Origin of the sequence: Phaeobacter sp. NW0010-22, assembly GCF_040365955.1 — a bacterium.
Taxonomy (GTDB): domain Bacteria; phylum Pseudomonadota; class Alphaproteobacteria; order Rhodobacterales; family Rhodobacteraceae; genus OMPR01.
Genome location: NZ_BAABWT010000010.1, coordinates 94771 through 114640 on the forward strand (window position 1 = coordinate 94771; position 19870 = coordinate 114640).

General features: G+C 57.0%; 18 protein-coding genes and 1 pseudogene. 13 read left to right on the forward strand and 6 right to left on the reverse strand.

Going from position 1 to position 19870, the window contains the following annotated elements:
- Positions 1 to 4: 4 nt before the first annotated feature.
- From ABWV33_RS19765 to ABWV33_RS19785, 5 genes are all read right to left on the reverse strand, one after another.
- A complete protein-coding gene (locus ABWV33_RS19765) occupies positions 5 to 2245 on the reverse strand; it encodes a xanthine dehydrogenase family protein molybdopterin-binding subunit (RefSeq protein ID WP_353333228.1) in 2241 nt (746 codons plus the stop codon).
- Positions 2245 to 2724 (reverse strand): (2Fe-2S)-binding protein, encoded by a 480-nt coding sequence (locus ABWV33_RS19770; protein ID WP_164619040.1) that lies wholly within the window; start codon positions 2722 to 2724, stop codon positions 2245 to 2247. Before ABWV33_RS19770 ends, ABWV33_RS19765 begins: the two co-directional genes overlap by 1 nt.
- Positions 2721 to 3602 (reverse strand): FAD binding domain-containing protein, encoded by an 882-nt coding sequence (locus tag ABWV33_RS19775; protein ID WP_164619039.1) that lies wholly within the window; start codon positions 3600 to 3602, stop codon positions 2721 to 2723. Before ABWV33_RS19775 ends, ABWV33_RS19770 begins: the two co-directional genes overlap by 4 nt.
- 225 nt (positions 3603 to 3827) lie before the next feature.
- Entirely contained in the window at positions 3828 to 4661 is an 834-nt protein-coding gene (locus ABWV33_RS19780; RefSeq protein ID WP_353333231.1) for a tryptophan 2,3-dioxygenase, read from the reverse strand.
- Between the two features lie 4 nt (positions 4662 to 4665).
- Complete coding sequence (locus ABWV33_RS19785) at positions 4666 to 5439, reverse strand: hormone-sensitive lipase (protein WP_353333233.1); 774 nt, start codon at positions 5437 to 5439, stop codon at positions 4666 to 4668.
- Between the two features lie 132 nt (positions 5440 to 5571).
- Between ABWV33_RS19785 and ABWV33_RS19790 the strand changes: the two genes are divergently transcribed.
- The 9 genes from ABWV33_RS19790 (at position 5572) to ABWV33_RS19830 (ending at position 14839) form a co-directional block, all read left to right on the forward strand.
- Entirely contained in the window at positions 5572 to 7866 is a 2295-nt protein-coding gene (locus ABWV33_RS19790; protein ID WP_353333235.1) for a bifunctional salicylyl-CoA 5-hydroxylase/oxidoreductase, read from the forward strand.
- Positions 7867 to 7868: 2 nt separating this feature from the next.
- Positions 7869 to 8621, forward strand: a complete 753-nt coding sequence (locus ABWV33_RS19795) for an SDR family NAD(P)-dependent oxidoreductase (protein ID WP_353333346.1) — start codon at positions 7869 to 7871, stop codon at positions 8619 to 8621.
- Positions 8618 to 9085: a MarR family winged helix-turn-helix transcriptional regulator gene (locus ABWV33_RS19800; RefSeq protein WP_113822805.1), complete on the forward strand. Its 468-nt coding sequence runs from the start codon at positions 8618 to 8620 to the stop codon at positions 9083 to 9085. Before ABWV33_RS19795 ends, ABWV33_RS19800 begins: the two co-directional genes overlap by 4 nt.
- Positions 9082 to 9882: an enoyl-CoA hydratase family protein gene (locus tag ABWV33_RS19805; RefSeq protein WP_353333237.1), complete on the forward strand. Its 801-nt coding sequence runs from the start codon at positions 9082 to 9084 to the stop codon at positions 9880 to 9882. The genes ABWV33_RS19800 and ABWV33_RS19805 overlap by 4 nt, the downstream gene beginning before the upstream one ends.
- A 3-nt stretch (positions 9883 to 9885) precedes the next feature.
- On the forward strand, positions 9886 to 11034 hold the full coding sequence (locus ABWV33_RS19810) for an acyl-CoA dehydrogenase family protein (protein ID WP_353333239.1): 1149 nt from the start codon (positions 9886 to 9888) through the stop codon (positions 11032 to 11034).
- Positions 11035 to 11036: 2 nt separating this feature from the next.
- Positions 11037 to 12659: an AMP-binding protein gene (locus ABWV33_RS19815; RefSeq protein ID WP_353333241.1), complete on the forward strand. Its 1623-nt coding sequence runs from the start codon at positions 11037 to 11039 to the stop codon at positions 12657 to 12659.
- 12 nt (positions 12660 to 12671) lie between these two features.
- Positions 12672 to 13067: a RidA family protein gene (locus ABWV33_RS19820; RefSeq protein ID WP_353333243.1), complete on the forward strand. Its 396-nt coding sequence runs from the start codon at positions 12672 to 12674 to the stop codon at positions 13065 to 13067.
- A 50-nt stretch (positions 13068 to 13117) separates the two neighbouring features.
- Complete coding sequence (locus ABWV33_RS19825; RefSeq protein ID WP_353333245.1) at positions 13118 to 13930, forward strand: TauD/TfdA dioxygenase family protein; 813 nt, start codon at positions 13118 to 13120, stop codon at positions 13928 to 13930.
- A gap of 78 nt (positions 13931 to 14008) precedes the next feature.
- A complete protein-coding gene (locus tag ABWV33_RS19830; RefSeq protein WP_353333247.1) occupies positions 14009 to 14839 on the forward strand; it encodes a 3-oxoadipate:acetyl-CoA acetyltransferase in 831 nt (276 codons plus the stop codon).
- A 131-nt stretch (positions 14840 to 14970) separates the two neighbouring features.
- Here ABWV33_RS19830 and ABWV33_RS22440 read toward each other — a convergent pair.
- A pseudogene (locus ABWV33_RS22440) lies at positions 14971 to 15579 on the reverse strand (hypothetical protein); the annotation flags it as partial.
- A gap of 92 nt (positions 15580 to 15671) precedes the next feature.
- Between ABWV33_RS22440 and ABWV33_RS19840 the strand changes: the two are divergent.
- The 4 genes from ABWV33_RS19840 (at position 15672) to ABWV33_RS19855 (ending at position 19825) form a co-directional block, all read left to right on the forward strand.
- A complete protein-coding gene (locus ABWV33_RS19840; RefSeq protein ID WP_113822799.1) occupies positions 15672 to 16904 on the forward strand; it encodes a TRAP transporter substrate-binding protein in 1233 nt (410 codons plus the stop codon).
- 117 nt (positions 16905 to 17021) lie between these two features.
- On the forward strand, positions 17022 to 17693 hold the full coding sequence (locus ABWV33_RS19845; protein ID WP_113822798.1) for a TRAP transporter small permease: 672 nt from the start codon (positions 17022 to 17024) through the stop codon (positions 17691 to 17693).
- On the forward strand, positions 17693 to 19051 hold the full coding sequence (locus ABWV33_RS19850; RefSeq protein WP_353333250.1) for a TRAP transporter large permease: 1359 nt from the start codon (positions 17693 to 17695) through the stop codon (positions 19049 to 19051). The genes ABWV33_RS19845 and ABWV33_RS19850 overlap by 1 nt, the downstream gene beginning before the upstream one ends.
- A gap of 9 nt (positions 19052 to 19060) precedes the next feature.
- Complete coding sequence (locus ABWV33_RS19855) at positions 19061 to 19825, forward strand: IclR family transcriptional regulator (protein WP_113822796.1); 765 nt, start codon at positions 19061 to 19063, stop codon at positions 19823 to 19825.
- Positions 19826 to 19870 lie beyond the last annotated feature (45 nt).

Sequence of the window (19870 nt, forward strand, 5' to 3'; positions counted from 1 at the left end):
GAGATCACCCGTTGTCTTTGAGCGCCGCAAGGATGCGGGGCGGAGACATGGGCAATTCGCGCAGACGCACGCCAGCCGCCGCAGACACAGCGTTCGCAATAGCCGCCAGCGGTGGCACGATGCCAGTTTCGCCCACACCACGGACCCCAAAGGGGTGACCAGGGTTGGGAACTTCGACGATGACGGTGTCGATCATGGGCAGATCCGAGGCGACAGGAATGCGATAGTCGAGGAAGATCGTGTTCTGCAACCGACCGTCTTCGCCATAGATGTATTCCTCGTTCAGTGCCCAGCCGATGCCCTGCGCAGCGCCACCCTGAAACTGACCTTCGACGTAGGTCGGGTGAATTGCTTTGCCTGCATCCTGAATCACGGTGTAACGCGGGATCGAAGTTTTGCCGGTTTCCTGATCAACGATGGCATCCACGATGTGTACGCCAAACGAGACGCCAGCACCTTCGGGGGTTGCCTCAAAATGACCCGAGATCGGGCCGCCGGTTGCGCCCATGTTGGCCGTGATCGACGCCAGTGGCAGGGGATCAAAATCGCCTGCGTTTGGTCCCGAAGGAACCGCACAGCCGTCCTCCCATTTCACTGCGTCTTCGGGGATGCCCCATTTCGCAGCGGCGCGTTGGCACAGGGTTTGCACCGCAGCTTCGGCCGCTTTGATAGTGGCCAGACCCGAGGCGTACGTCACCCGCGAACCGTGGCTGACGTCATTGTAGCCCAGTGTCGCGGTATCCGCGATGGTGACGCGGATGTTTTCATACGGAACGCCCAGAACTTCGGAGGCCATCAGCGCCATTGACGCACGCGAGCCGCCGATGTCGGGAGTGCCAACAGAGACCTGCACAGTGCCGTCTTCGCTGAGCGCCAGCGAGACCGAGGTTTCACCGCCGTGGTTGAACCAAAATCCACAGGAAATCCCACGCCCCTGCCCCGCCTCAAGCGGTGCTGCGTAATGCGGGTGCGCTTTGGCCGCCTCAAGACATTCGACCAGACCGATGGCATCAAAGCGGGGGCCATAGCTGGCCTTAGTGCCCTTTTGCGAGGCGTTCTTCAGGCGCACATCGATGGGGTCAAGGTTCAGCTGGTTGCACAGCTCGTCCAGCACGGATTCAACCGCAAAGGCGGCCATGGGCGAACCGGGCGCGCGATACGCGGCCTGTTTCGGGCGGTTGGCGATAACGTCATAACCCATCTGTTTGACGTTTTCGAGCGCATAGGGCGCAAAGGCGCACATGGCTGAGAATTCCATCGGAGCACCGGGGAATGCGCCGCCTTGCAGGCGGAAGATACCCTGCGCCGCGGTAATGGTGCCGTCCTTTTTCATGCCGATCTTGATGTCCATCGAGGTCGACGAGGTCGGGCCCGTTGCACGGAACACTTCGGATCGGTTCATCACCAGTTTCACCGGGCGGTTCGCTTTGCGCGACAGAGCCAGTGCGACCGGTTCGATAAAGACAGTGGTTTTGCCACCAAATCCACCACCGATTTCGGAGGCTGTCACACGCAGCTGCGAGGTTTCGATACCGACCAGCGCGGCGCAGTGTTTCTGCGCATACCAGTGCCCTTGGGTAGTACACCACAGCTCGCCCTTGCCGTCTGCGCCCAGCGAGGCGAGACAGGCGTGGGGTTCGATGTAACCTTGGTGGGTGGCTTCGGTTTTGAAGTGATCCTCGATCACCAGATCCGCCTCAGCGAAACCAGCATCCACATCGCCGTGGCCGCTTTCGTGATAGCGCACGACGTTGGGGTGCATGCCTTCGGGAACTGAGCTGTCGGCGGTCCCGGCGCGGATCACGGGCGCATCGGGGGCCATTGCCTTGTCCACGTCGGTGACGTGGGGCAGGATCTCGTATTCCACCTCGATCAGCTTAGCCGCGTCGCGGGCGTCGATAGCAGAGCCTGCCGCAACCGCCGCAACCGTGTGACCATCATAGAGCGCCGTGTCACCTGCCATGACGTTTTCCAGCACATTCCAGAATTCGCCGGTCAAACCGGTAGCGAAATCCGCGCGGGTTACGACAGCTTTGACGCCTTTCATGGCCTCGGCCTTGGAGGTGTCGATCTTGACGATCCGGGCGTGAGCATGGGGGGAGCGCACGATGGCACCGAACAACATGCCCGGTGCAGTGGCATCTGCACCGAATTTGGCGCGGCCAGTGACCTTGTCCATCCCGTCGGGACGGTCTGGGCTGGTGCCTACGAAGGTGAATTCTGTCTTGCGATCGTCCAGAGCCATTACGATGCCTCCCGCATGTCAGCAGCCGTGTCCATCACGGCGCGAATGATTTTGTCATAGCCGGTGCAGCGGCACAGGTTGCCTGCCAGCCAATATCGGACCTCAGTTTCGGTGGGGTTCGGGTTCTTTTCGAGTAACGATTTTGTTGCGACCAGAATACCCGGTGTGCAGACCCCGCATTGCAGGGCGGCGTGTTCGATGAACTTTTTCTGCAGCGGGTGCAGTTCGTCCCCATCGGCGATGCCTTCAACGGTGCCGATCTCTTGGCCTTCGGCCTCGACGCCCAATACGAGGCACGAGCAGACCAGACGGCCATTCAGGGTGACGGAACACGCCCCGCAATCGCCTGTTCCGCAGCCCTCTTTGGCACCGGTCAGGTTCAGCTTATCGCGCAGGGAATCCAGCAGCGTTTCGCGTGGATCGCAGAGGAATTCCATCTCGTCGCCGTTGACGGTGGTTGTGACGTGGACCTTGCTCATGCGTGGGCTCCTTTCACGGTTTCGCCTTTTGCACGGGCATAGGCGATTTTGGCAGCGCGCTTGGCCAGAACGCCAGCGACCTCGGTGCGGAATTCGATGGTTCCGCGTTTGTCAGTGATCGGGTTGCAGGCTGCCGAAGCGGCAGCTGCCAGCGCGTCCAGAGCGGCATCGTCCAGCGTTGTGCCGATGATCGCATTGGCGCAGTCCTGCACCAGCAGAACGGTTGGAGCGACCGCACCAAGAGACACGCGCGCCTCGGTGACGGTATCGCCATCCAAACGCAGGTTCACAGCACAGCCGACAACCGCGATGTCCATTTCGGTACGCGGGATAAAGCGCAAATACGCATCACCTGCATGTTCGCCACGGGCCGGGATGTTCACCGCTGTCACCAACTCTCCCTTGGCGATCGAGGTGCGACCCGGGCCGGTTGGGATATCTTCTACTGCAACGGTGCGCGCGCCTTCAGGGCCGGTGATCGAGACAGTTGCGCCTGCGGCCACCATGCCCGGAACGCTGTCCGCAGCGGGCGAGCCGTTGCACAGGTTACCGGTCAGCGTCGCGCGCCCCTGCACCTGTGTCGAGCCGACCAGATCCATGCCTTCGACCACACCGGGCCAGGCTGCAGACAGGCTGGCGTGTTCGGTCATTTCTGCGCCTGACACTGCGACGCCAAGCGTCCAGCTGCCATCGGCGTTTTGGGTGATGTCAGAAACACCGTCGATCTTTTTGATATCGATCAGCGTATCGGGTGTAACGATGTCTGCGCGCAACTGAACGAGTACGTCCGTTCCGCCGGCCAAGAATCGTGTCACGCCCGTAGCGGCTGTCGCCAAAGCAACAGCATCGTCAAAACTGGCTGGGGTATGATAGTCCACGCAAATGCCTCCCACATGGATTTCGTGCACCCGGATCGGGCGTTGACCGAAAGTGTTAGAGCAGGAATTTGGCCGCGTCCATCGTCCGTTTTCACAGATTTGCAAACTTGTGACGGGAAATGGTGAATTGTGGGCCGCCTTGGGATCACAAAACCGCCACACAGCAGGGCATGCGCGCGGCGGTCATGTAATTTCGTCTTGGACCGAATGGGATCGGAGTCGCGCTTACAGATCGCCGCGCAAGTTCCACAATTCCGGGAACAGTTCCACCTCAAGCATGCGGCGCAGATATTGAACACCGCTGGTGCCGCCGGTGCCGCGTTTAAAGCCGATCACGCGCTCGACTGTGGTGACGTGGTTGAACCGCCAGCGACGGAAATAGTCCTCGAGATCCACCAGCTTTTCGGCCAGCTCGTAAAGATCCCAGTATGTTTTGGGGTCCTGATAGACCATCACCCAAGCGCGCTGTATCTCCGGGTCAGCGGCGTGTGGCGCCTCCATTCGGTAGGCCTCAGGCGCAAAGATGACACCAGTTTTGGCGGACAGCGCATCAAGGGCCACGTGATAAAGCGATTTGGTCGCCAGTTCATCTTGGAGCACCTGATGGGATTCGGGACGGTGTTCGTGCACCTTGAGCATTGCAGGATTGCGATTGCCCAGAGAGAATTCGATCAGGCGATATTGGTGCGACTGAAAGCCAGAGGAATTGCCCAGCGCCTCACGGAAGGTGGTGTAATCGCTGGGCGTCATGGTGCGCAGCACGTCCCATGCGGAATTCAGCTGATCAAAAATCCGCGCGACACGGGCCAGCATCTTGAACGCGGGGCGGAAATCATCGCCCTTGAGCAATTCCCGCGCGGCGGCGATTTCGTGCAGGACAAGACGCATCCACAATTCGGACGTCTGGTGCTGAATGATGAACAACAGTTCGTCATGCGCGTCCGAGTGCAGCTCATGCGTGGCAAGCAGTTGCTCCATGTGTAGGTAATCGCCATAGCTCATGTCCTTGGCATAGGACATTTTGGCGCCGTCCTGACTGGGATCATAGGCATCGGTCATGGGGTTAATCCTTGAGCAATTCAGTAAGAAGGGGGGAACCCGGGCGGCTGATCGCCTCAACCACGGAAAAGTGATCCTGATCGGGTTCGAACACATTGGGACATTGCCATTTTTCGGCAATCAGACGGGTCTGGCGGATCAGTTCAGGACGTTCCAGCGCGCCGACCCAAAAGGTTGCGTTGAGACCCTCGCGTTTGGGGTGCAAGACCGGGCTTTGCGCCTCGGCCTCAGCCGCGTCAAGATGCAGGGTGTCGTTCATTTTTGTACCCAGCAGCGGGCGCAGATCGTGGATGCCGCTGACCGAGACAAACTTGTCCAGCCGATCCTGTAGCGGGCCATCGGTACAGGCCATGCGGGATACCAGATGTCCGCCTGCGGAATGCCCGATCATGCGGACGGGACCCCCGACGTGGTTCGCCGCCTCGGTCACGGCAGCGGCAATTTCACTGACCATCTGGCCCAAACGGGCCTCGGGCGCGAGGGTGTAGCTGGGAACGGCCAGCGCCCAGCCCTGCGAAATGGGACCAACTGCGAAATGGGACCAATAGCTTTTGTCCAGCATCTGCCAATAGCCGCCATGGACGAACACAACCAACCCCTTGGGCACGCCCTTGGGGCGAAACAGGTCAAAGCGGTTGCGCACCCCCGTCCCATACGGCAGATCCAGCTCACCCGCCGTGGCGCGATAGGCCGCAGCCTGTCCGCCCCACCTGTCTGCGAGCTGATCTGACCCCGGCACATAGCTGGAATTGTCAAAGGCATCATCCCAATCGATCATGCGACCCTCCGTTTGTTGGGAACAGCCTATGGCCCCTCCTTATTTATTTCAAGCTTAAAGGTTTAGACTTGAAATAAATCCAAGCCTGCGTATCCTCTGATCTCAACAACACCGGTTTGAGGGAGAGAATCGATGCGCGTTGCATGTTTGGGCGGAGGGCCTGCCGGGCTCTATTTTGCGATTTCAATGAAACTGCGTGATCCCTCGCATGAGGTCACGGTGATCGAACGCAACAAAGGCGATGATACCTTTGGCTGGGGTGTGGTGCTGAGCGATGATGCCCTGGGCAACCTGTCGGTGAATGACCCAAAGAGCGCCCAGATGATCCGCGAAAACTTTGCCTATTGGGATGACATTGCTGTTGTCCATGACGGCGTGCGCACCGTTTCGGGTGGCCATGGGTTTGCCGGGATCGGGCGCAAGAAAATGCTGCTGATCCTGCAAGAGCGGGCGCGTGAACTGGGTGTCGATCTGCAGTACGAGACCGAAGCCCGCCCTGTCGCCGAATACCAGGCCGAATACGATCTAGTGGTGGCTTGTGACGGGTTGAACTCACGGGTCCGCACCGATCTGGAGGAGCACTTCAAACCGGACGTGGACACGCGCGAGTGCAAGTTCATCTGGCTTGGCACCAAGCAGAAATTCGACGATGCGTTTACCTTTATCTTTGAAAAGACCGAGCACGGTTGGGTCTGGGTGCACGCCTATCAATTCGATGATGAAACAGCGACTGTCATCGTGGAATGCAGTCAAGAGACATGGGATGCCTTTGGCTTTGAGCATATGTCCAAAGAGGACAACATCGCCACTTGCGAGCGGATTTTTGCAGATCATCTGGATGGCCATGCGCTGATTTCCAACGCGACGCATTTGCGCGGGTCTGCAGTCTGGATCAATTTCCCCCGCGTGCTGTGTGAGAAATGGCACCACGAGAATGTGGTTCTGATGGGGGATGCCGCAGCGACGGCGCATTTCTCGATCGGGTCCGGGTCACGTCTGGCCTTTGACAGTGCGATCTCGCTGGCGACGTTCCTGCATTCGGAACCTAACTTAGAACAGGCTTTTGTTCGGTATCAGGACGAACGCCGTTTGGACGTGCTGCGCCTTCAATCCGCAGCGCGCAATTCGCTGGAATGGTTTGAGCAGGTCGAACGCTATCTGGATATGGATCCGGTGCAGTTCAACTATTCCCTGCTGACCCGATCTCAGCGCATTAGCCACGAGAATTTGCGATTGCGAGATGCAGAATGGCTCAAGTCAGCCGAAGGTTGGTTTCAGACCCGGTCGGGGGGTGCGTCATCCCCCGTCCGCGCGCCGATGTTTGCACCCTACCAACTGCGTGACATGGCGTTGCAGAACCGGATCGTTGTGTCCCCCATGGCGCAGTACAAAGCCGAAAACGGCACCCCGACAGACTGGCATCTGGTGCATTACGGCGAGCGCGCCAAAGGCGGTGCGGGTCTGGTCTATACCGAAATGACCTGTGTTTCCGCCGTGGGACGGATCACGCCGGGCTGTCCGGGGCTCTATGCGCCGGAACATGAGGCAGAGTGGGCCCGGTTGACCCATTTTGTGCATCAGCATTCGAATGCAAAGATCTGTTGTCAGATCGGGCATTCCGGGCGCAAGGGGTCGACCCAGGTGGGGTGGGAGATCATGGACGCCCCCCTAAAAGACGGCAATTGGGAGCTGATGTCAGCCTCGGCCCTGCCGTGGGCGGATGCGAACCAGACCCCGCGGGAAATGACCCGTGCGGATATGGACACCGTGCGGGATCAGTTTGTGGCGGCGGCCGAGATGGCCGGGCGCGCCGGATTTGATATGATCGAACTACACGCGGCGCACGGCTATCTGGTGTCGTCGTTCATCTCACCAGTCTCGAACGTGCGCGGCGATGAATACGGCGGATCACTGGAAAACCGGATGCGGTATCCGTTGGAAGTGTTTGCCGCCATGCGTGCCGTCTGGCCTGCGGCCAAGCCTATGTCGGTGCGGATCTCGGCCAACGATTGGATGGGCGACGATGGCGTCACCCCGGAAGAGGCCGTGCAGATCGCAGCAATGTTCCGCGATGCGGGCGCCGATATCATCGACGTATCCGCCGGGCAGACCACCACTCAGGGGCAGCCGGTCTATGGCCGCATGTTCCAGACACCCTTTTCGGACCGTATCCGCAATGAGGCGGGTATTGCCACCATGGCCGTTGGCAACATCTATGAAGCAGATCACGCCAATTCTATCCTGATGGCGGGGCGCGCCGATCTGATCTGTGTCGGACGTCCGCATCTGGCAGACCCTTACTGGACACTGCACGAAGCCGCGCGCATTGGCGACCGCGCCGCCGACTGGCCTCTGCCCTATCTGGCCGGACGCGATCAGGCCTGGCGTTTGGCCGATCGCGAAGCTGAGGCGGAGATCCGGGCGTGAGTATGGACGGCAAACATGTGGTAATCACCGGTGGCGGCAGTGGCGTTGGGGCCGAAATGGCCGAGGTCATGGCCCATGCCGGCGCCAAGGTCACGATCATGGGACGCCGCGAAGCGCCGCTGAAGCAGGTGGCCAAACAGCACAAATTCATCGGTTGGGTCACCTGTGACGTGACCGACGGCGAGGCCGTCAATGACGCCTTTCGCCAAGCCCGTGGGCTGAATGGCCCCGTCGATGTGGTGATCGCCAACGCAGGCGCGGCAGAAAGCGTGCCCTTTGCCAAAATGACCGCCGATGATCTAACCGCGATGCTGTCGGTCAACCTGATGGGCGTGGTGAACACATGGCAGGCGGCGCTGCCGGATATGAAATCCAACGATTGGGGCCGGATGATCGCCGTGGCCTCGACCGCCGGACTGAAAGGGTACCCCTATGTGTCTGGCTATGTGGCGGCCAAGCATGGGGTGGTCGGACTGACCCGTGCTTTGGCCTTGGAACTGGGCGCGAGCGGCATCACCGTCAACGCGATCTGCCCCGGTTTCATCGAGACCCCCTTGTTGGAACGCTCGATCCAGAACATCGTGGACAAAACCGGCATGAGCCCGGAACAGGCCGCCAAGTCGCTGTACAAGAACAACCCGCAGAAACGGTTCATCCAAACGGACGAGGTGGCGGGCACGGCGTTGTGGCTCTGTTCTGATGCGGCACGCTCGGTCAATGGCCACACTCTGACCCTATCCGGAGGCGAAATATGACATCCGCTGACCCTACCCCCCTGTCTGAACCGACCAGCAAAACGCGGCTGCGGCTGTGGCTAAAACTGCTCAAAGCGACCCGACTGGTCGAAGCTGACCTGCGCGAAAACCTGCGGACCGAATTTGGCACCACCCTGCCCCGGTTCGATGTGATGGCCGCGCTGAGCCAATATGCTGACGGATTGAAGATGAGTGAACTGTCGGGGCTGCTGCGGGTGTCGAACGGCAATGTGACTGGCATCGTTGAACGGCTGGTCGAAGACGGTTTTGCCCTGCGCGAAGCCGTGCCGGGGGATCGCCGCGCATCCCGCGTGCGCCTGACCCGCAAAGGCGCCGAGGAGTTCGCACGCCAAGCATCGGAACATGAACATTGGGTGGATGAATTGCTGGGTGCGCTGGGGCCGGAGGAGGCCACAGGCATGACAGAACAATTGGATAGAATTTTGAGGGAGGGAGCGCAATGAGCGCCGAGACAACGCATTTTTTGTGCAAGATTGAGGATGGGATTGCCACCATCGCACTGGACCGCCCTGAGCGGAAGAATCCGCTGACATTCGATAGTTATGCCGAGCTGCGCGACTGGTTCCGTGATCTGGTGTACAATGACGATGTGAACGCTGTTGTGTTTGCCTCGAACGGCGGAAACTTTAGTTCTGGCGGCGATGTGCATGATATCATCGGCCCCCTGACCCGCATGAGCATGAAAGAGCTTTTGGCGTTCACCCGGATGACTGGCGATTTGGTCAAAGCCATCGTGAACTGCGGCAAGCCGGTGATTGCGGCGATTGATGGGATTTGTGTTGGCGCCGGGGCGATCATCGCGATGGCCGCTGACCTGCGGATCGCAACGCCCGAGGCCAAGGTCGCATTCCTGTTCACACGCGTTGGTTTAGCAGGCTGTGACATGGGCGCCTGCGCCATCCTGCCCCGTATCATCGGTCAGGGCCGTGCAGCTGAATTGCTGTACACTGGGCGGTCTATGTCGGCGGATGAAGGGTCGGCATGGGGCTTTCACAATCGGGTTGTACCAGCAGAGGAGCTGGACGAAGCGGCGCTGAAACTGGCAGAGCAGATCGCGGCGGGGCCAAACTTTGGCAACATGATGACCAAAACGATGCTGGCGCAGGAATGGTCTATGTCAATCGAACAGGCGATCGAGGCCGAAGCGCAGGCACAGGCGATCTGTATGCAAACTGCTGATTTCGAGCGGGCGTATAATGCGTTTGTGGCCAAGCAGCGCCCTGTTTTCGAAGGGGATTGATACATGCCTGATCGGAGTTTTTTACAGTGGCCGTTTTTTGAGGACCGTCACCGCGAACTGGCGGCCGCTCTGGATACATGGTGCGCGGACAACCTGAGTGTTGATCACTCAGATATCGATGCGGCCTGTCGCAAGTTGGTGGCGGATCTGGGTTCTGCTGGATGGTTGCAGCCCACAGCCGGGGACACGCTGGATGTGCGCACCCTGTGCCTGATCCGTGAGACTTTGGCGCGTCATGACGGGTTGGCGGATTTCTCATTTGCAATGCAGGGTCTTGGAACCGGAGCGATTTCGCTGTTCGGGGCCGAGGAACAAAAAACAGAGTGGTTGCCGCTGACCCGCAGTGGTCAGGCGATTTCTGCTTTTGCGCTGACGGAGCCACAGTCGGGATCGGATGTTGCGAATTCGACCATGACGGCAACATTAGATGGTGACGATTACATTCTGAACGGTGAGAAAACCTGGATCTCAAACGGTGGCATCGCGGATGTTTACACTCTGTTTGCACGCACCGGCGAAGCGCCCGGTGCTAAGGGACTGAGCGCCTTTGTGCTGCCTGCTGGGTTGCCGGGATTTGAGGTGGTTGAACGGTTGCAGGTTATTGCGCCACATCCCTTGGCGACCCTGCGGTTCACCGATGTGCGGGTGCCCAAATCGGCCCTATTGGGGGCTGCTGGGCAAGGGTTTAAGGTGGCGATGGCGACGTTGGACGTGTTCCGCACAACGGTGGCGGCGGCGGCGTTGGGCTTTGCCCGACGCGCGCTGGACGAGGCGCTGTTTCGGGTCAATGACCGTCAGGTACAGGGCGCACCCCTGTTTGAGCTGCAGATGGTGCAGGGCCACATCGCGGATATGGCGCTGGACGTCGATGCGGCGGCTTTGCTGGTCTATCGCGCAGCCTGGACCAAGGATTCAGGCGCGGCGCGGGTCAGTCGCGAGGCCGCGATGGCCAAGCTGTTTTCCACCGATCAGGCGCAGCACGTCATCGACAAGGCGGTGCAATTGCACGGCGGTGACGGCGTGAAACACGGGCAGAAGGTAGAGGAGCTGTACCGTGATATCCGCGCCCTGCGCATTTACGAGGGCGCATCGGATGTGCAGCGCGTTGTGATCGCGCGTCAAACGATGGGAGCGTTTCTGGGAGGGAACTGATCATGCTGGGACCAACAGCGCATACAGATACATTTTCGCGGGATAATCTGCCCGCACCCGAGATGTGGCCAGAATTCCTGATGGAGGGGTTTGACTACCCCGATCACGTCAATGTCGGTGTCGAACTGACCGATGCCATGGTTGGCAAAGGCTTTGGCGATCACACCGCCCTGATCGGCAACGGGCGGCGACGCACCTACAAAGAGCTATCCGACTGGACCAACCGACTGGCCCATGTGCTGGTCGAAGATTTGGGTGTGAAACCGGGCAACCGGGTATTGATCCGGTCTGCAAACAACCCGGCGATGGTGGCCTGCTGGTTGGCGGCGACCAAAGCTGGTGCGGTAGTGGTGAACACCATGCCAATGCTGCGCTCAGGCGAACTGGGTGCAATCATCGACAAGGCCGAAATCACCCATGCGCTGTGCGACACCCGGTTAATGGAGGACATGGTCAAATGCGCCAAAGAGTCCAAATTCCTGAAATCAGTCGTTGGCTTCGACGGCACATCGAACCACGACGCCGAACTCGATCGCTTGGCGTTGGAAAAACCCGTGCGCTTTGATGCGGTCGACACGGGCCGTGATGATGTGGCGTTGCTCGGATTCACCTCGGGCACCACGGGCGACCCCAAGGCGACGATGCATTTTCACCGCGATCTGCTGATCATTGCCGATGGCTATGCCCAAGAGGTTTTGGGCGTGACCGAAGACGACGTGTTCATTGGCTCCCCCCCACTTGCGTTCACCTTTGGCCTGGGCGGCTTGGCCGTATTCCCCTTGCGGTTCGGCGCGGCGGCGACCCTGTTGGAACAGGCCAGCCCGCCAAACATGGTTGAAATCATTCAGCAATACAAAGCGACCGTGTGTTTTACTGCGCCCACAGCGTATCGGTTCATGCTGCAAGCGATGGAGGATGGGGCCGATCTGTCATCGCTGCGCGCGGCGGTGTCCGCAGGGGAAACCCTGCCTGCCCCGGTCTATGACGCCTGGATCGAACAGACCGGCAAGCCAATGTTGGATGGTATCGGCGCGACTGAGATGCTGCATATATTTATCTCAAACCGGTTTGACGATCACCGCCCCGCCTGCACCGGCAAGCCCGTCAGTGGATATGAGGTGCGTATTCTGGACGACGAAGGGCGCGAATTGCCGCCGGGCGAGGTTGGCAAACTGGCGGTGCGCGGCCCAACCGGGTGCCGGTATCTGGCGGATGATCGGCAGGGCGTATACGTCAAAGACGGCTGGAACGTCACTGGTGATGCCTTTGTGATGGACGAAGACGGCTATCTGCATTTTGCGGCCCGTAACGACGACATGATCGTTTCGTCCGGTTACAACATCGCTGGCCCCGAGGTCGAAGCTGCACTGCTGGCCCATCCGGCGGTCAGCGAATGCGGCGTGATCGCTGCCCCCGATGAGGCGCGTGGCCATATCGTTGAGGCGCATGTGGTGCTGAATGAGGGCGAGACGCCCAGCGATCTGATGATCAAGACCCTTCAGGATCACGTCAAAGCGACCATCGCCCCCTACAAATACCCGCGCAGCGTCAAATTCATCGACGCGCTGCCCAAGACACAAACCGGCAAGATTCAGCGCTTTCGCCTGCGCCCTGATCTGCACTGAACGGAGAGCAGTATGACTCATCAAATTATTCAACCCAACGGTTGGGCCCCCGCCAAAGGCTATGCCAACGGAGTGCTGACAAAAGACGGGCAGTTGTATGTTGGCGGTCAGATTGGCTGGAACGCAGAGCAGGTGTTTGAAACCCATGACTTCATCGGTCAAATGGAGCAGACGCTGCGCAATATCATGGATGTCGTCGAGGCCGCCGGGGGCCAGGCAGGACACATCACCCGGTTGACGTGGTACGTAACGGACAAGAAAGAATACCTAGCCCGTCAGGGAGAAATCGGCGCCGTGTATCGCAGAATTCTGGGCCGGCATTTTCCGGCAATGGCGATGGTGGTTGTGGCCGGATTGGTCGAGGACGACGCGTTGCTAGAGATTGAAGCGACGGCTGTCATCAACTGACTCGACCCAACACGGAAATTCAGAAACAGTCATTCCGAGGAGGAATCGGGATGACTGAAATGACCGTTAAGCAGGTCGCAGGCTATGTAGGGGCAGAGATTTCGGGCCTGTCGCTTAGCGGATTGGATGACGCCGGGTTTCAGGTGATACGGGATGCCCTGTTCACCCATGGTGTCGTGTTTTTTCGGGATCAGGGTGTCTCACCCGAGGATCAAATCGCGCTGGCAGAACGCTTTGGGACCATCGACGTAAATCGGTTCTTTACCCCCGTTGCCTCCCACCCAAACATCGCTGAGGTGCGCACCGAAGCGGATCAGAAATACGTTATTGGCGGGTCTTGGCACACCGATCATTCCTACGACACAGCGCCCGCGATGTGCTCGATCCTTGTGGCGCAGGAATTGCCGCCCTTTGGTGGAGATACGCTGTTTGCGTCACAGACTGCCGCCTATGCGCACTTGTCAGATGGGTTAAAGGCCATGCTGGAAAATTTGAAGGCCTGGCATTCAGATGCCTCGTTCAGTGACAGCCCCAAGGATGGGCGTTTGACGGATGACGGTGTCACAAAACCGGTGCTGCATCCGGTGGTCATTCACCACCCACAGACCGGTGAAAAGGCGCTGTATGTGAACGGGGATTTCACCACACACTTCGAGGGCTGGACCAAGGCAGAAAGCCAGCCGCTTTTGGATTACTTGTATGACTACTGCACCCAACCCGCGTTTGCCTTTCGGTTCCAATGGAAACCCGGCAGCGTCGCAATCTGGGACAATCGCTTGGTGCAGCATTATGCGGTGGCCGATTATCACGGTGCGCAGCGGTTGATGCATCGTATCACGGTCGAGGGCCAGCCGCTGTACTGAGACGCACCAGCGCAATCAAATTGACATCCCCCGGCTTCAGGGGGATGACTTGTTCCTATCGAAATCAGGAGCCCGCTTATGTCCAAACCTTGCATTTTGTGCTGCGCCATCACTGGGTCCGTTCCGACCACGGCGGATAACCCGAATGTGCCTGTGACCATCTCACAGCAAGTCGAAAGCAGCCATGCAGCGGTCGAGGCAGGCGCGTCGATTATCCACGCCCACGTGCGCAACGATGATGAAACCCCGACATCCGACCCGGATCGGTTTGCCCAGCTCAAGGAAGGTCTGGAGAAGCACTGCCCCGGCGTGATCATTCAGTTCTCAACCGGTGGGCGGTCTGGTGCAGGACGCGATCGTGGTGGCATGTTGCCCCTAAAACCGGACATGGCCTCATTGTCGGTTGGGTCCAACAATTTTCCAACGCGCGTTTATGAGAATTCGCCCGATTTGGTGGCGTGGCTTTCGGCGGAAATGGTCAAGTATGAGATCACGCCCGAGATCGAAGCCTTTGACCTGAGCCACATTTTGCACGCGATCCGGATGAGCGAACAAGGGTTGCTGTTTGGTAAGCTGTATGTGCAGTTCGTGATGGGTGTGAAAAACGCTATGCCTGCGGACAAAGAAGTCTTTGATTTCTATGCCAAGATCATGCATGAACGCGCTCCAAACGCGGAATGGTGCGCCGCCGGGATTGGACCAAACCAGTTGATCGTCAACGAATGGGCAATTGCCAATGGCGGTCACACACGCGCTGGTCTTGAGGATAACATCCGCATCGACAAGAACACCCTTGCCCTGTCAAACGCGGCATTGATCGCGCGGGCCGCTGATCTTTGCGAAAAATACGAACGCCCAGTGGCAACACCGGCGCAGGCACGTGAGATTTTGGGCCTGAAACCAACCTGATCTGGTGTGTCATCATCGCGCAAACTTAGCGCGACACTCTAGGCTTTGTGAATGCTAGCTGGGGGCCGTGTGACACAAAACTGGCCAAAATATCAAGACTATTTGACCTAAAGCGACCCTTGAATGCGGTACGCACCTTTTCCGGGTTTTTCGGCTGAAAGCGGTTGAACGTGGAATAGGTGTCAGGTGTCTCGTCATCATGGGTTTTCATGAATCCCTTCGCAATGGTTGCTGCCATTGTCTTCAGCCCTGATCGGAACCTGAGCAGTTCTGGCGCATTACCCGAGCCACCAGACTAAGATTTCTCGACCGGCGCTGGAGCGATTGCCCTCAGGTTTTGTGTGACTTGATTGCATTTAGAAACGCACCGGCTCAAGAACAACGCCGACCCTATTACAAAGTGAGTTGAAAGAATCCGACGCCCTCTTGATCCGCACCGCTATAGTCGGGGTTGAATTCTTATCCTGCTGCCTTGGGCGCCAAGCAACTCGTCTGCACCGCGCTCGTTACTTTCTGTTCTTTATAACAGCGGTAGCATGTCCATTTAGACCAGCGTCTGGTTCGGTCTTATTGCACAAATCCAAATTTGGATTACGGATCCAAGGATTACAGCCCACTGGTCCGGCTTCTAAAAGCACGGCTTTTACATTGGGATCGGCACTTAGCCTGTTGGCCAAAACGCGACCTGCTGAGCCAGTTCCAACCATCTCAATATCCACAATTATGAGGACATTCCTCATCTTTTGAAAAAAAACACTAGCCAAAAGCTCCAAGCTAAACTAGCCTTTTTTGATAAGAAAAGTCTCAATAATTGAGAAAATGGGAGAAGACAATGACAATCAACAATAGAATTAAGGGTGTCTCGAGGAGAGATTTCTTCAAAGTCGCAGGTACTTACGGCATGAGCTCGACGCTCCTTGCTGCTGGTGCATTTGGTGGCGCAATGACAACCGCGAATCTCGCGGCTGCTGCAGAATCAACGTACGACCGTCGCTTCGCCAAAGACGCAAAGTTCACTTTGAAGTTCGGAGCTGCTGGTTTTAACCCGCAAAACCTTTTGATCGAACGCGCTGGCGCACTTGAATTTGCACGCGATCTTGAATCACGGACTGACGGTGAAATCCGCGTTGAGTTCATCGGCAACAATCAGATTTGTGGTCAGACATCCTGCGTTGAAAAAACACAGCAAGGTATCGTTGATATCTATGCGGCTTCGACACAGAACTCAGCAGGCGGTGCACCATATCTGAACGTGCTCGATTACGCATATATGTTCCGTAACCGTGCCGATCAGTACCACTTCCTTTACTCTCCAAAATCACAAGAACTCTTGCGTGACCCCTATGAAAAGAACCATGGCTTGAAGTTCCTCTTCAGCCATGCGGAACTGCGTGGCATTCAGCTAGGTCTTGCTTGGGAAGATAAGCCAACGGTTACTTCTATCGAACAATTGTTCGGGACAAAGAACCGCGTCACAGGCACACAACTTGGCCGTATCGCCATGAAGGCGTTGAACCTGAACCCGGTTCCGGTTGCTTGGGAAGAAACACTTGATGGCCTCAAGCAAGGCCTCATTGATGGCGCTGAAACTTGGGCGTCTGCGGTGGCCTATGCCAACATGTCACCAGTGGTGTCCCAGTCAGTTCACCTGAACTTCTTCTGTGGCACAGAGCACACTGCGATGAGCGCGTCAGTGTTTGATAGCCTTGGTGGTGAACTTCAGGACGCTGTGATGGAATCGTCCTATTGGGCGCAAACGCACGTTCAAGCGGCAAACGAAGCGGCATTGGTGAAAACCGTTGGTATGTCTGACCCAATGTTGCCTGATACAATCTTTGCACAGAACAACGTGCGCAACGCGTTCTTGTCGGATGCAGAAATCCGCAAAGCAGAAGAAATGTGTTCACCAGAATTCCAACCGCAGTTGTGGGAGGAATGGCGTGAGCGGATCAACGGTTGGTCCGGCGGGCACGACACCTATCAGGAAATCTATGACGAAGTCCGCACAATTGACAAGGACACGCTGCCTGAAAACGTTGAGCCACGTCGTTGGTGGAAGGGCTAATAGCCCCCAGCTAGCTGACTAAATTGGGCCGGTCCGAAGGGAAACTTGGACCGGCCCTTTTCATATTACAGGGCCATCGCTTAGTGGTGGCAATCAATAAATCTGGGAGAGAGCGTGATGTCTATTTGGGCTGACGCAGCGACTATCGTCTCGAAGACGTTAAGTGGCGACATCGATTTCCAAGTTGTAAACGCATATAGATCCAACGCCGCTTGGATCGTATTCACAACGGTCACGTTGGTAGGCGGTTTCTTGGTCTACTACCTTTACAAGGCTAGCCCATGGCTTGAAAGAAACCTTGAACGCACAATCGTCGTTTGGTCCTACATCATCATGGCCGCGATCATTTTCTTTGGCGTGATTCAACGTTTTCTACTCAGTGGCCAACCCGCTTGGTCGACGACAATACCCCCGCTCATTTTCATGATCATGGCTTGGTACGGGTGTTCGTTTAATGTCCGCTTGCGCACGCATCTGAGTTTTAATGAGTTTCGCACGAAATTCTCACCTAAGGGCCAAATTGCAGCCCTCAGTTTGGATGCCGTGCTTTGGATGATCTTCTGCATCGTGATCGTGACAACTGTGTCGCGCGAAGTTGTTCGGTCCTATTCAAACTTTCAGATCGTACTCGGGACCGACAACACCATGCAGTGGTGGTTCCTAATCACAATTCCAATCGCCTTTATCTTGATGGCCGGTCGCGTTCTCGAAAACTTATTTGAGGACTGGTCCAATTATCGCAAGGGCGAACCCTTGATCAAGCAGGCTGTAATCGGGGGGGACGTCTAATGGCTGATAGTACAATCATTACGTTGATTTCACTGACTGTCACCGTGCTCTTCATGCTCGGCACGCCGGTCCTACTCGTCATCTTTTATTGGGTCGTTGGATGTAGTTTTGTAATTGGCTTGCCGTTAGACAATACCGGCGCTGAAATGCTGAACGTATTCAACAAGGGCTTTGCCCTCTTGGCCATGCCGTTGTTCATCCTCACCGGTGATTTGATCAACAAATCCGGCATCGCACGACGGCTTTCTGATTTTGCCTATTCCTGTCTTGGTTGGCTACGTGGCGGTCTTGCCATGGCAGCAATTGGTGCATGTGGCTTGTTCGCCGCGATCTCTGGTTCTAACTCAGCAACGACAGCGACCATCGGTTCGATGTTGCATCCCGAAATGGTCAAAGGCGGCTATGACGAGCGTTTCTCGGCCGCAACAGCTGCGGCTGGTGGTACGGTTGGGATCATCATACCGCCGTCGATCATCTTCATCGTCTACGGCTTCTTGATGAACCTGCCGATCTCGGACCTATTCGTCGCTGGTATTATTCCCGGCACATTGATGGTTGTCGGTATGATGGTCACGTGTTTCATCATCTGCTCGATCAACGGTTGGGGTTACCTGATCAAACTGTCGTTTGAGCGCGTTATGAAGACAGCAATTGGCGCATGGTTGGGATTCTTCGCGATTGGGCTTGTCCTTTGGGGCATTTACACGGGTAAGTTTTCACCGACAGAGGCGGCAGGTGTGACCGTTGGTTTCTGTATCATCGTCGGCCTTTTGTCTTATCCGATGAACAAGATCATGGGCACTGATGCGGATACGCCGGTTGCGGACAAATCCGTGTCATCCATGTTCGTTGTCGAAGGGTTCACCCCATTCGAAATCCCATCTATCGTCGTACGTTCCGCGCAAATTACAGGCATCCTTGCGCCACTCATCGCGGTATCGGTTGTTATGCAACAGGTACTGTCGGCAATGGGCGCGCAAGATACAATCGGCAATTTCGTGACAAGCATGGGCGGCTATTACCCTGTTCTGTTCACGGCAATGGCCATGGTTTTTGTCGCTGGAATGATCCTTGAATCGCTTCCTGTGACTATCATCCTGGCACCGATCCTTGCGCCGATCACAGCAACAGTTGGTGTCGATCCTATCCACTTCTCTGTTATCTTCCTTGTTGGTGCCTCAATCGGCTTCATCACCCCCCCCTATGGCCTCAACCTTTATGTGGCTTCAGGTGTGACGGGCGTCCCCTACTTCCGTCTCTTGCGGTATTCATCATTGTACCTCATTTCGCTGATCGCGGTTTGGATAGTCGTGGCGCTGACACCTGAACTCGCACTTTGGCTACTGCCAAATCGATAAAGGGACGACATGACAGACGATAACAAGGGCCACATTCCAACGAACTTGCGTCTGTTATTGCTGGTGGAGCAGATCGCGCAAGAGGGCGCGCCTGTTTCACCTAGCGCCCTTAGCGCAGCCCTTGGCCTGCCTAAACCAACCGTCCATCGGATTTTGGCAACAGCTGAAGAAGAAGGATTTTTGCAACGCGATCTTGATGGCCGTTCGTTCGGTCCAGGATCGCGTTTGCGCAAGCTTTCAGCCAATGCGTTATCATCGCAACGCGTACGGACAGAGCGATTGCTGGTCCTTAAAAAGCTTGCTGAAGAGATCGGTGAGACGTGCAATCTAGCGGCGCCAGGTCGTTACGGCATGGTCTACCTTGACCGTGTCGAAACGCACTGGCCGCTGCGTATCCAGTTACCCGTCGGAACACGGGTTCCGTTTCATTGCACCGCAAGCGGTAAGATGTACCTCTCTTCAATGCCGCCCGACAAATTGCAACGCCTGTTGCAATCCATGCAGCTGGAACAGAAAACTTCTCGCTCAATTGTTAAACCGGAACAATTGATGACTGAGCTTGCTGAAACCCGCGAGCGTGGGTTCGCAACTGATAATCAAGAGTTCATGGAGGGGATGGCAGCTGTAGCTGTCCCAATCTGTGACGATCACGGACGTTTACTTACCACCCTATCGATCCATGCCCCAATCCTGCGACACGATTTAGATGATCTCACGCTATCGATAGATACGGTGCGTGCCGGTGCAAAGCGGCTGGAAGAAATCGTGCAATAGCCCCTGCTCGGGGAGAATTCCCGGCTTTCCAAAAGCGAATGAACC